The following is a 12,552-nucleotide window of genomic DNA, read 5'->3' as shown; positions in this document are numbered from 1 at the left end:
ATGGAAACGTTGATTCTAGCCCTGCTCGCGACTCCTTTGGTGTTCTCGCTGGTCATGGCGTTTTTGCCCAAGAACACGTCCTATAACGTGTTTGCCGGCCTCAACCTGGTCTCCGTCGCAGCCGTCCTGGTGCTGTCGATTATGTCGGCCGGTGACGTCCTTATGAGCGGCGACACCGCGAGCGCTCTTGGCCTGTGGTTTCACCTCGATTCGCTGGGCGCCATCTTTGTGCTGCTCATCGGCTTTATCGGTTTTCTTACGGGGCTGTTCTCGCTGCCCTATGTAAAGGCCGATATCGAGGAGGGCTCCATGCCCGCCGAGCGCGCCAAGCAGTATTTTGCGTTGTTTAGCCTGTTTGTGTTCACCATGCTGCTCGCGTGCCTGTCCAACAACATGATCCTCACGTGGGCCGCCGTGGAGGCAACCACGCTTTCCACCGTGTTCCTCGTGGGCATCTACAAGAACAAGACGGCCCTCGAGGCTTCTTGGAAGTATGCGATGGTCTGCACCGCCGGCGTGGCCTTTGGCCTGTTCGGTACGCTGCTGATCTACGCCAACGCCGCCGACGTGATTCCCAACGCCCACGAGGCCGCATTCCTGTCGTGCGTGCTGCCGTATGCCGACCAGTTCGACCCGACGCTCATGCGCCTCGCCTTTGCGTTTATCGTGATCGGCTTTGGCACCAAGGCCGGCCTGTTCCCCATGCACACGTGGCTGCCCGATGCCCACTCCCAGGCCCCGAGCCCTGTCTCGGCCCTGCTCTCGGGCGTGCTGCTTAAGTGCGCCATGCTTGTGATCATGCGCTTCTACGGCTTTACTATCCAAGCCGTGGGCGCCGAGTATCCGCAACTTTTGCTGCTGATCGTCGGCACGCTGTCCATTTTGGTGGCGGCACTCTCGATGTTTCGCCAGGACGACCTCAAGCGCCGCTTTGCGTACTCGTCTGTGGAGAACGTGGGCGTTATCGCCCTGTGCTTGGGTATCGGTGGCCCGCTGGGTATCGCCGCGGCCCTGCTGCACTGCGTGTTCCACGGCTTTACCAAGACGCTTGCCTTCTGCGTGTCCGGCAACATCCAGCACGCCTTTGGCACGCGTAGCCTGGCCAAGATCCAAGGCGTCGTCGAGGTTGCCCCCGCAACCGCCGCGCTCGCCATCCTGGCGCTGCTCGGCCTTGGTGCCTTCCCGCCCTTTGGCATGTTTATCTCTGAGTTCCTGACCTTTGTCGCCGGTGTTACCGCCGGTCCCATGTGGCTGGTCGTCGTGGTCGCCCTCGGTCTTACCGTGGCCATCTCCGCGCTCACCCGCATCGCACTCAAGTCGGTATTCGGCCATGCGCCCCAGGGCATGGATAAGCATGAGGCCCCGGCGCTCATGCTTATCCCCGAAATCATCCTGGCTGTCATGATCTTGTGGTTTGGCATCGCCACCCCGCTGCCTCTCGTGCACGGTGTGGAGACTGCGACTGGCATCGTGCTCGAGCAGAGCACCGAGGAACTTCACGCGACGCCGATGTACCGCGCTGTGTTCGGTACCGAGACCGCTCAGAGCGAGGTGGAGTAACGAATGATTGAAACTGAGAACAAGGTGTATGCCCGTCGCTGCGAGAGCCATGTCGAGGCCCTGCGCCGCGCCGTTCCGGGCTGCATCGAGAAGGTCGAGTGGCAGTGCGAGGACCAGCTGACGATTACCGTCAAGCAGGACAAGCTGCCCGAGGCCGTCCACTACCTGTATTACGAGCGCTACGGTTGGATTCCCGTGATCATCGGCAACGATGAGCGCAGTCTGTGCGGCCGTTACGCCGTGTACTACGTCATCTCCATGGAGGGGGAGGACCCCGGCTGGGTGACCGTGCGCACCGAGGTCGATCCCGCCAAGATGACGTTCCCGTCCGTGACGCCGTTCGTCCCCGCCTGCGTGTGGGGCGAGCGCGAGCTTCGCGACATGTTCGGCCTGATTCCCGAGGGCCTGCCCGATCGTCGTCGCCTGGTGCTTCCCGATGACTGGCCCAGCGGCCTGTACCCGCTGCGCAAGGACTCCATGGACTACCGCTTCCGTCCCGCTCCCGCGAGCGACATGGAAAACTACGAGTTCTTGGCCGATACCAAGGGCAAGGAGACCACACTCGTCCCCATGGGCCCGTTGCACATTACCTCCGACGAGCCCGGCCACTTCCGCCTGTTCGTCGAGGGCGAGACGATCGTCGACGCCGACTACCGTCTGTTCTACGTGCACCGCGGTATGGAGAAGGTCGCCGAGACGCGCCTGAACTATGACGCCGTGACGTTCCTCGCCGACCGCATCTGCGGCATCTGCGGCTGCGCCCACTCGGTGGCCTATGCCGAGGCCGTCGAGCGCGCCCAGGGCATTCATGTCCCGCCGCGCGCCCAGTACATCCGCGCTATCATGCTCGAGGTCGAGCGCCTGCACTCGCATCTGCTCAACATTGGTCTCGCATCGCACTACACGGGCTTCGACTCCGGCTTCCAGCAGTTCTTCCGCGTCCGCGAGAAGTCCATGGACCTGGCCGAGAAGCTCTCCGGTCACCGTAAGACCTACGGTCTCAACGTGATCGGCGGTGTGCGTCGCGACATTTTGGCCGAGCAGAAGCTTTCCACGCTCACGACCATCCACCAGCTGCGCTCCGAGGTTCAGGAACTCGTCGACGTCTTGCTCTCCACGCCCAACTTTATTGAGCGTACGAGTGGCATCGGCATCTTGGACCGCAAGATCGCACGCGACTTCTCGCCGGTCGGCCCGCTTATGCGTGGCTCGGGCTATGCCCGCGACGTGCGTTTTGACCATCCTTTCGACGGCTACGCCGATCCGGACGTCCAAAAGATGCACGCCGCCACGGCCGACACCTGCGACGCCTTCGGCCGTACCGCCGTTCGCATCCAGGAGGTCTACGATTCGATCGACATGATCGAGACCATGCTCGAAAACTGCCCGTCGGGCCCCATCCTCACCACGGATTGGGAGTACACCCCGCACAAGTACGCCATCGGTGCCACCGAGGCGCCGCGCGGCGAGGACGTGCACTGGGCCATGCTCGGCAACAACCAGAAGTGCTACCGCTGGCGCGCCAAGGCCGCCACGTACAGCAACTGGCCGGTCCTGCGCTACATGTTCCGCGGCAACACCGTGGGCGACGCGGCGCTGATCGTCGGCTCGCTCGACCCGTGCTACTCCTGCACCGACCGCGTGACGGTGACCGATGTCGCCGCCAAGCGCGACCACGTGCTCGACAAGGAGCAGTTCGAGAACGTCTGGCGCGACAAGTCGCCGCTTGCGGGCGAGGGCACCATGGCCGCTCCGCTCGATGAGGAGGCGCTCTAATATGCTTAAGCTTTGGAAGGTCAACGCCAAGGCCGGCGACGCGACGGTCAAGTACCCGTTTGCGCCGTTTCCCACCAACAAGGACATGCGCGGCAAGCCCGAGCACAACGCGGAGCTCTGCATCGCCTGCGGTGCCTGCGGCGTGGCGTGCCCGGCCGATGCCATTCGCATGGACACCGACCTTGCGGCCGATACCATCACCTGGTCGATCGACTACGGTCGCTGCATCTTTTGCGGCCGCTGCGAGGAAGCCTGCCCCATGGAGGCCATCAAGCTCACCGAGGAGTTTGAGCTGGCCGTCATGAGCAAAGACGACCTTACCAGCAAGAGCGTCTACACGCTCGAGCACTGCTCGCGTTGCGGCAAGCCGTTTGCCCCGCACAAGGAGATCGACTACGCCAAGCGCCTGCTGCAAAAGGCCGGCGGCATGGAGGCCATCCAGGCCGCCCGTACCGTCGGCATGTGCCAGGAGTGCAAGCGCGAGCTCGACGCCCTTCGCGCCGCCTCGGCCGTAAAGACCGGCAACGCGCACGGCATGGCTGCCAACGAGACGCTTGCGTCCGGTGAGCCCCAGGGCCCCGGCATGGAGTATCTGGGCGGCCACGGCGTGAACCCGGAGTATATCGACCGCGAGCTCAACCCCGATGCGCCCGAGATTCCCGCCGGTCCTGCGCCGGTCGAGGGCATCATCATGGATTTTGAAACGAAGGAGGAGTAACCATGGCCGAACCCACGCTTTTGCCCGAGCGGCTTCAGTACCGCCCGACCAAGATCGAGCTCGACGAGAGCATCGAGAAGGCCAAGGCGACCCTTCTTAAGAAGATCAAGCGCTCGGTGTACGTCTACCGTGTCGACTGCGGCGGCTGCAACGGCTGCGAGATCGAGATCTTCGGTTCCATCACGCCCGTCTTCGACGTCGAGCGCTTTGGCATCAAGGTCGTGCCCTCGCCCCGCCACGCCGATGTGCTGCTGTACACCGGCGCCGTGACGCGTGCCATGCGCATGCCGGCCCTGCGCGCCTTTGAGGCCGCACCCGATCCCAAGATCGTGGTGTCCTATGGCGCGTGCGGCTGCACCGGCGGCATCTTCTACGACAACTACTGCGTCTGGGGCGGCACGGACAAGATTCTGCCGGTCGATGTCTACATCCCCGGCTGCCCGCCCAGCCCCGCGCAGACCGTCTACGGCTTTGCCATGGCGCTCGGTCTGCTGGACCAAAAGCTCCATGCCGAGACCACGGTCGAGGCTACCGGCGAGCAGGCCGATATCCTGCACCCCGGCGTGCCGTACAAGCTGCGTGTTGCCATCGAGCGCGAAGCTCGCGCCATGAGCGGTTACCGTTACGGCCGCGACCTGGCCAATGAGTTTATGGATACGCTCGAGGGTGCGCCCAAGGGCGATATCCGCGGTGCCATGGCGCTGCTCATCGACAAGCAGGACGATCCGCGCCGCGTCGAGGTGTACTCGGCGCTGCAGGATCTGGTGCTGGCCGGAGGTCGCTAGATGGAGCTCACGGACCGCTCTGGTTACTTTGCGGGCCCCGGCATGCTCGGAGGCTCTTTTGGCGATGCCTCGCGCGCAAGCGACGAGGCTGCCGAGGGCGTCGCCGACCCCTGCCTGGGCCATGCGCCCGACCAGGTGGTCTTCTATGAGCTCACGCGTAAGTTTGTGGAGACCGAGGAAGACGTTCCCCAGGAGGCCTGCGACGTGCTGTACTACACGCTCGCCGTGGGCCACCACACCGGCGTGCTCGACTGCTTTGAGCCGCGTCTGTCGGTGCCGGTGAACGTGCTCTATACGCTTATCGACGCGCTGCCGGAGGGGGAGGCCAAAACCAAGTTTGAGGCCATCCGCTCCTTTGGCGAGTGCCAGCTCGACAAGGCGGCGGTGCCGTCGCTGCTCGAGGCCTGCGATGCGTTGCTCGACGAGCGCGGTTTTCGCGGGTCGGCCAAGGCCGGCATCTCGGTGTTCGACGACGACTTTGGCCTGCATGCCCAGCAGGTCGCGTTTCTGATGAAGTTCCGTGATCTGGTTGAGCGCGTGCGCGATGTGTCGGGCGTGTATCTGACGGGGAGGTTGCAGTAATGGGTCGCGTTGTGGATGGACGTGTGAACGGCGCCCCGTTTGCGGGTATCGTGCTCACGGCGGGAAGCGTGCTGCGTGCCGACGATGCCGCCGGCCCCGTGCTCTCCAAAAAGATGGAGGACGCACCCATCGCCGGCTGGTACACCATCGACGGCGGTCAGACGCCCGAGGACGACATCATCGAGGTCAAGCGCGAGCGTCCGCCGCGCCTGGTCTTGGTCGATGCCGCCGACATGGCGCTGCCCGTCGGGTCCATCCGTTTGCTCGACAAACGCGATGTGGCCCGCAAGTCGATGTTCACCACGCATTCGCTTCCTTTGTCGATTCTGATCGAGGAAATCGAGCAATCGTGCGATGATATCGTCTTCGTCGGGATTCAGCCGGGCGACACGGAGTTCTACAACCCCATGTCCCCGGAAGTCTTTGAGGCCGTCGACGCCGTGTACGACGCCGTGGCCGCCAACGACTTTTCCCACTTTGTCCGCTTGGGGCAAGAGCAATAGGAGCGCTTGTCTCTGCTGATTAGGAAAGAAGTGATTGACATGGCAGATTCCAAGGTGGAGTACCCCGCTCCCGATTGCCTGGCGCCCGCCGCGATCGAGGCCAAGACCGAGGCCGCCGGCGTGACTAAGGCCAACCTGCCGGTCGCAAAGGCCTTTCTGTTGGCAATGTTCGCCGGCGCGTTCATCGCCTTCGGTGGCCTGTTCTTTACGGTGTTCTTGAGCGATAGCACGCTCGGCTGGGGTGCTCAGCGCGTCGTGGGCGGCCTGTGCTTTTGCCTGGGCTTGGTGCTGGTACTGGTATGCGGCGCCGAGCTGTTTACCGGTAATTCGCTTATGGTCTGTGCGCTCAAGAGCAAAAAGATCACCTTGGCTCAGATGCTCAAGGCTTGGGTCGTCGTATGGGTCGGTAACTTTGTCGGTGCCCTGTTCATCGTCTTTTTGGTGTACATGGCCGGCATTTACAAGCTCAATGGCGAGGCGGTCGCCAACTCCATGGTGAGCGTCGCCGCCGGCAAGGTGACGATCGACTGGGTGACGATCTTCTTCCGTGGCATCCTGTGCAACATCTTTGTGTGCCTGGCCGTGTGGATCGGTACCGCCGGCAAGACCGTTGTCGATAAGGTTGTGGGCATTCTGCTGCCCATCGCTGCCTTTGTGGCCTGCGGTTTTGAGCACTGCGTTGCCAACATGTACTTTTTGCCCATGGGTGCCGTAATGCATGCATGCGGCTATGGTGCCAAGGTCGCCGGCGCCGATGCGCTCAACGTTGCGGGCATTGCGTTTAACCTGTCCGCTGCCACGCTGGGCAACATTGTGGGCGGTGCGGTTCTGGTCGTGCTCGGCTATTGGTTTATCTACGCCAAGAAGTCCGAGGCGTAAGGTGCCGTCTGTTTGACGTTAGGTCTCCCGCGGGGCGTTGCCGTGCGGGAGGCTTTTTTGGTCTGGGCTCGTTGCTGGGCTGTTGACCTGTTGTGTTTGACTGGTGAAAGGGGTAATCGAGATGGCATCTGCTGTGGAGCGTGACGGTCGCGCCGTGGTGACCACATGCGGGGGATGCTATGCCGATTGCGCCTTTGCGGCACGCGTTGAGGACGGACGTGTGGTAGCCGAGTTGCCGGTGCCGGGGCACCCGTGCGCTGCGCGTGCCCTGTGCGCCCGCGGACGGCATCGCCTGGCAATGCCGTTTGACGAGCGCGACCGCATCGTGCACCCCATGCGTCGGCGAGCTGATGGCTCGGGGTTCGATGCGATTTCGTGGGATGAGGCGTTCGTGCAGATTGCCGAGCGCCTTTTGGGGATTGTTGACGAGTGCGGGCCCCGTGCGCTGGGCATGACGCTCGGCGTGCCCTCGTTCGACCGCTACTGGGCGTATCGCTTTATGCATGCGCTGGGCTCGCCCAACGTGTACGGTGCCGATGGCGCCTGCGAGGTAAGTCGTCTCACCGGATGGGAGCACAGCCTGGGCTATAGTCCCGCTTCCGACCTGGCGCATACCGATTGCATCATGTACCTGGGGCGCTCCATTGTCGATTCGTCGACGATGGGGGCCGTTGATGCGCTCAACGATGCCCGTCGCCGCGGGGCGAAGATCATCGTGGTCGACCCCCGGCGCAGCGGCTCGGCTGCGCTTGCAGACCGCTGGCTGCGCGTGCGCCCGGGCTGCGACCTGGCCTTGCTGTTGGGCATTGCGCATGTCTTGATTGCCGAGGACCTGTATGACCACGAGTTCGTGACCCGCTATACCACGGGTTTTGACGAGCTGGCGCAGGCGGCCAGTGCTTGGACACCCGAGTGGGCCGAATCGATGTGCGACGTGCCGGCCGCAGAGATTGTCGCCACGGCGCGCGATCTCGCTGCCGCCGCGCCTGCCGCTGTGGTGGACGCCGGCTTTCATGGTGGTATCGGTATCGCGTATGCCAATAGCACCCAGACCGCGCGCGCGATTTGTCTGGTCGATGTGCTGCTGGGCTGCATCGGACACGCAGGCGGCGCGCTCAATCCACCCACACCGCTTGTGCTGGGCGACCTTGATCCCGCACGTTTTGCGACGCCGCCGGTGCCGCGCATATCCAAGCTGGGGTCCGAGCGCTATCCACTGGTCGATCCGGTGCGCGGCCTGTGCACGACCATCGGTCAGTCGATTCTTGCCGGCGATTTGCGTGGGCTCATCGTCTATGCCAGTAACCCCGGTGCGGGCTATGGCAATGCACAGGCTTGGTTGAGTATTTTGCAGCAGCTCGACTTGCTCGTGACGATTGATATTCGCTGGTCCGAGACGGCGCGTGCTTCTGATTTCGTGCTGCCCGACCTGACGTATCTGGAGGTTGACCGCGGCGTGGGAACGGTGACAGGCGCCAACGATGCGCGCGTGTTCTACCGCAACGCCGTGCTGCCCGTGCAGCATGACGACACGCGTCCCGGTCGGGAGATTTTTGCCGGTCTGGCGCAGGCGTGTGGCGTGGGCGAGTACTTCCAGTTTACGTCTGACGATCTGGCAGCTGCCCAGGTGGCGCCTTTTGGGATCGATCTGGACGAGCTCAAGGAGCGCGGCTGGGCCGACACGGGTGTTGCGATGCCGTCGCGTACGGGCGAGCCGGCGATTCCCTTGGATCGCGGCAAAATTGCGCTGGCAAGTGACGTATGGGAACGAGCCGGTCTGGGTCGTGTACCCAACTGGATCGCTCCCATGGTGGAGCCTGCCCCGGGGATGTTTCGCCTCATTAGCGGTAACCGTCCCTTTGAGTCGCACACCTCGCGCAGGCTTGCGGCCCAAGGTGCCGCCGAGGCTGGATCGGATCTGGATGCCGTGCAGATGAATGCCGATGCTGCTGAGCACATGGGCATCGCCGACGGCGAGATCGTCGAGCTCGTGAGCGATATGGGCCGCGACCGCGTGCGCGTAGAGGCGACGCCGTATCTGCATCCGGCATGTATCTTTACGTCGGCCGCCCCCGGCGGACGTTCGTTTGGCGCCGATGCCGGTGACGCTCAAGCCTTGGGCGTCGGCCCGCTCGACCATACACCGTTGCGTTGGGACCCGTTGACGGGCGCCGCGCTCACCCAGGAAAACGCCGTTCGCGTGGAAAAGATCACGGCGCACGAGGATAATAGCGATTGATTGACTCAGCCGATCGAATTGGCTGATAGTTTGACGTTCGAACGATTGATTCACCTTTGGTTTTGAAAGGCCGCACATGAGCGATAGCCAGAACATGTCCGATGAGGTGCGCGCCCGCCTGCGCGCTATCCCTTCCGTCAACGAGCTGCTTGCCGAGTGGCCGGTAGTGAAGGCGGCGGGGGAGACCTGCGACGCGGTGGTTCATGCCGCCGTCACGGCGGAGCTCGACGAGGAGCGCGCCGCCATTCGCGCCGGTGCCGCCCCGCGCTCTAAGCGCGACCTGGCCTCGGCGATCGAGTGGCGTGCGCATCGATCAGCACTGCCGAGTCTGCGTCCTGCCGTCAACGCCACGGGTGTCGTTATCCATACCAATCTGGGTCGAGCCCCGCTCGCGGAGTCAGCTGCCAAGGCCGTGGCCGAGGTCGCGCGCGGCTACAGCACGCTCGAGTACAGTGTGGACACCTGCTCGCGTGGGTCGCGCAAGGAGCATGCCGCGCAGCTGATCCGCTCGCTTACCGGTGCCGAGGACGCGCTGGTCGTTAACAATAACGCGGCCGCCGTGCTGCTGGTGCTGGCGACCCATGCCGCAGGCAAGGAGGTCATTGTCAGCCGCGGCGAGCTTGTCGAGATTGGCGGCAGCTTCCGCATCCCCGATGTCATGGCGGCCTCGGGCGCCAAACTCGTCGAGGTCGGCGCCACCAACCGCACGCATTTGGGCGACTACGAGCGCGCCATTACGCCCGAAACGGCCATGATCCTGAAGGTCCATCCTTCCAACTATCGCATCGAGGGCTTTCACGAGGAGGTGGGCTCTCGGGAGCTTGCCGCCCTGGCCCACAAGCATGGTCTGCTGTTCTACGAGGACCAGGGGTCGGGCGCGCTCCTGCCCGACGACATCCTGGTTCGTGGCGGCGAGGAGACTACACCCACTTCGGTGGCGTCGGGGCTCGATATCGTGTCGTGCTCGGGTGATAAGCTGCTGGGCGCCGCGCAGGCGGGCATTATCATGGGCCGTCGCAATCTGGTCCAGGCCTGTGGGTCACATCCGCTTATGCGCGCCCTGCGCCCGGGCAAACTGGCTCTGTCGGCGCTCGAGGCCACGCTGCGTATCTACATGGACGGGGCGGATGTGGCCCATCGTGAGGTGCCGGTGCTCAACATGCTCACGCTTCCGCAGGCTCATCTGGAGCGTCGCGCACGCAAGCTGCGCGATCGGATGGTCGACGGGCTCGATAAGGCCGGTTGCCCGTGCGCCGTTCAGGTGGAGATCGTCGAGGAGTCGTCGACTCCCGGCGGCGGCTCGCTGCCTACCGTCGAGCTGCCCACCATGTGCGTTGCCGTGCGCCTCGTCGATGAGCGTCTTTCCGTTGACGCACTCAAGCGCTCGCTCGTCCAAGATCTCGACACGCCGGTCGTCACGCGCGCCTCGCACGATCGCGTCCTGTTTGACGTGCGCACACTCGTGGGTGACCGCGATATCGAGACGGCGGCATCGACGCTCGTCGCGTGCGTTGAGAAGGCGATTGCTCGATGAGTGAGGTTCAAACGCTGGTGGAGTGTCCCGTTATCGTTGGCACGACGGGTCACGTTGACCACGGTAAGTCCGCACTGATCGAGGCACTGACCGGCAAGAATCCCGACCGTCTGGAGGTCGAGCGCCGTCGCGGTATGACCGTGGAGCTGGGCTTTGGCGATCTGGCGCTGCCGAGCGGCAAGATCGTCGGCCTGGTCGACGTGCCGGGCCACGCGCATTACCTGCGCGCCATGGTGCAGGGCGCCACGGGCATCGACGTTGCCGTGCTGGTGGTTTCGGCCGTCGAGGGCGTGATGCCGCAGACCCGCGAGCACGTGCACGTGCTGGAGCTGCTGGGCGTCACGCATATGGTCGTCGCGCTGACGATGTGCGACTTGGCCGATAACGAGATGACCGAGCTTGCCGAGCTCGATGTCGATGACTTTTTGTCGGGTACCGTGTTTGCGGACGCGTCGATTGTCCCCGTGTCGTCCAAGACCGGCGCGGGAATCGATGACCTGCTGACTGCGCTTGACGAGCAGGTTGCCGCTTGCTGGGATTCCTGTCGTGCCCGTGCCGAGCTCACCGATGCCGCACCGCGTCTGCCTATCGACCGCTGCTTTACGATCAAGGGCGTCGGCACCGTCGTGACGGGAACGCTGCACGATGCGCCGGTTGCGGTGGGCGACGAGCTCGTCGCCCTGCCGTCGCGTACGGTCTGTCGCGTGCGCGGGATCCAGGTGCATGGCGATACGCCGCGCGCGCTGCCTGGTCAGCGTGTGGCGCTCAACCTGGTTGGTGACGGTGTCGCGGCGCTTGACCGTGGCGAGATGCTGGGCGTGGCGGACCGCTTTGGTCAGACGTTGCGCTTTATGATGACGTTCACCTACCTGGGCCGCGAGGGCGCCAAGCCGCGCGTGCTCGAGTCGGGCGCGCGTGTGCATGTGATGGCCGGCACGGCCGAGGTCGTCGGTCGCATCATGCTCATGGAGGGCGAAGCCCCCATGGCGGTGGGCGAGACCCGTATCGTTCAGGTGCGCTTGGAAAACTCGTTGCCGCTACGTGCCGGGGACCATGCCGTGGTGCTGTCATTTTCGCCCGTGATGCTCATTGGCGGCGGGCGCGTGCTGCTTTCGCGCTGCCGTCGCTCGCGCGAGCTTGCTGAAGGGGAGCGTGCGCTGTATGCGGCGCTCGAGTCCGGCGATATCGCGGGCGGTGTGGGCGCTTGGCTGGCGCTGCAGACGCTGCCGGTTACGGCGGTTGATGTTGCCGAGGCTTTGGATCTTGGTGTCGGCAAGGTCGATGCCGCACTGCGCGGTTTGGTGTCGCAGGTCTCCGTTCGCAAGCTTGCCGTGGGTGATGTGGACCTCTTGGCGGACGCCGTGGTGCTCGACGCCGCGATGGATGCACTGGCGGCGACTCTGTCAGCCATGCACGCGGCGGCTCCCAAGGAGACGGGCTTTACGCCCGGCGCCGTTGCCCATGCTGCGTGGCCTACCGCTGACGATAATGTTGCCGCAGCCCTGATTTCCGAGGGCTGCTCGCGTGGCGTGTGCGCCGCCGAGGGCGCTGAGGTGTTCGACCCGCATTCGGCCGCCGCTGCCGCACGTGTAGTGCATGAGGCCTGCGAACGTATCGTTGCCTTGCTGGACGAAGCCGGCCTCGATGCGCCGACGCTGCCCGAGGTTGGCGAGCAGTTGAAGCTCGATCGCGACACCATGACGCGTGCCCTGCGCGAGCTTTCGCTCAACCGTTCCATCGTGAAGGTCGAGCGCGACGTTGCCCTGTCTGCTATCTCGGAAGTCCATGCGCGCGAGCTTGTTGCCGTTGCCATTGAGGCAGCCGGTGGCGCTGCCACCACGAGTGTGTTGCGCGAGGCCCTGGGTGTGTCGCGCAAGCGTGCCATCAGCATCTTGGAGCACCTGGATGCCGTGCGCTTCACGGTGCTCGACAAGGAGGCCGGCGGCCTGCGCTCCCTGCGCTAGATTGGCTGCTCG

10 protein-coding genes are annotated in these 12,552 nt (G+C 64.1%); all 10 read left to right on the top strand.

What is annotated here, in order from left to right:
- The 10 genes from AAAV21_RS00830 to selB all read left to right on the top strand — a co-directional run bounded on the left by AAAV21_RS00830 (position 1) and on the right by selB (position 12,540).
- The gene (locus AAAV21_RS00830; RefSeq protein WP_349106742.1) at positions 1 to 1,560 is read left to right on the top strand and encodes a hydrogenase 4 subunit F; all 1,560 of its coding nucleotides are present in this window, start codon (positions 1 to 3) and stop codon (positions 1,558 to 1,560) included.
- Positions 1,561 to 1,563: 3 nt separating this feature from the next.
- Entirely contained in the window at positions 1,564 to 3,336 is a 1,773-nt protein-coding gene (locus AAAV21_RS00825; protein ID WP_022095197.1) for a hydrogenase large subunit, read from the top strand.
- A gap of 1 nt (position 3,337) precedes the next feature.
- On the top strand, positions 3,338 to 4,054 hold the full coding sequence (locus AAAV21_RS00820) for a formate hydrogenlyase complex iron-sulfur subunit (protein WP_117746390.1): 717 nt from the start codon (positions 3,338 to 3,340) through the stop codon (positions 4,052 to 4,054).
- 2 nt (positions 4,055 to 4,056) lie between these two features.
- Positions 4,057 to 4,839, top strand: coding sequence for an NADH-quinone oxidoreductase subunit B family protein (locus AAAV21_RS00815; protein ID WP_349106739.1), 783 nt, complete (start codon positions 4,057 to 4,059; stop codon positions 4,837 to 4,839).
- On the top strand, positions 4,840 to 5,421 hold the full coding sequence (locus AAAV21_RS00810) for a formate hydrogenlyase maturation HycH family protein (RefSeq protein ID WP_349106737.1): 582 nt from the start codon (positions 4,840 to 4,842) through the stop codon (positions 5,419 to 5,421).
- Positions 5,421 to 5,924 carry a hydrogenase maturation peptidase HycI gene (gene hycI / locus AAAV21_RS00805; protein WP_349106734.1) on the top strand — a complete coding sequence of 168 codons (504 nt, stop codon included), beginning with the start codon at positions 5,421 to 5,423 and terminating at the stop codon, positions 5,922 to 5,924. Before AAAV21_RS00810 ends, hycI begins: the two co-directional genes overlap by 1 nt.
- Positions 5,925 to 5,963: 39 nt before the next feature.
- Positions 5,964 to 6,803, top strand: coding sequence for a formate/nitrite transporter family protein (locus AAAV21_RS00800; protein WP_349106732.1), 840 nt, complete (start codon positions 5,964 to 5,966; stop codon positions 6,801 to 6,803).
- A 121-nt stretch (positions 6,804 to 6,924) separates the two neighbouring features.
- Positions 6,925 to 9,042, top strand: coding sequence for a molybdopterin-dependent oxidoreductase (locus AAAV21_RS00795; protein ID WP_349106730.1), 2,118 nt, complete (start codon positions 6,925 to 6,927; stop codon positions 9,040 to 9,042).
- Positions 9,043 to 9,118: 76 nt separating this feature from the next.
- Positions 9,119 to 10,576 (top strand): L-seryl-tRNA(Sec) selenium transferase, encoded by a 1,458-nt coding sequence (selA, locus tag AAAV21_RS00790; RefSeq protein WP_349106728.1) that lies wholly within the window; start codon positions 9,119 to 9,121, stop codon positions 10,574 to 10,576.
- Positions 10,573 to 12,540, top strand: coding sequence for a selenocysteine-specific translation elongation factor (gene selB / locus AAAV21_RS00785; RefSeq protein WP_349106726.1), 1,968 nt, complete (start codon positions 10,573 to 10,575; stop codon positions 12,538 to 12,540). Before selA ends, selB begins: the two co-directional genes overlap by 4 nt.
- The last annotated feature ends 12 nt before the right edge of the window (positions 12,541 to 12,552 follow it).

This window comes from Collinsella sp. CLA-AA-H302 (assembly GCF_040093305.1).
In the GTDB taxonomy this organism is placed as follows: domain Bacteria; phylum Actinomycetota; class Coriobacteriia; order Coriobacteriales; family Coriobacteriaceae; genus Collinsella.
The sequence above is the reverse complement of the archived record's forward strand: the minus strand, read 5'-3'. Positions and strand labels throughout refer to the sequence as shown.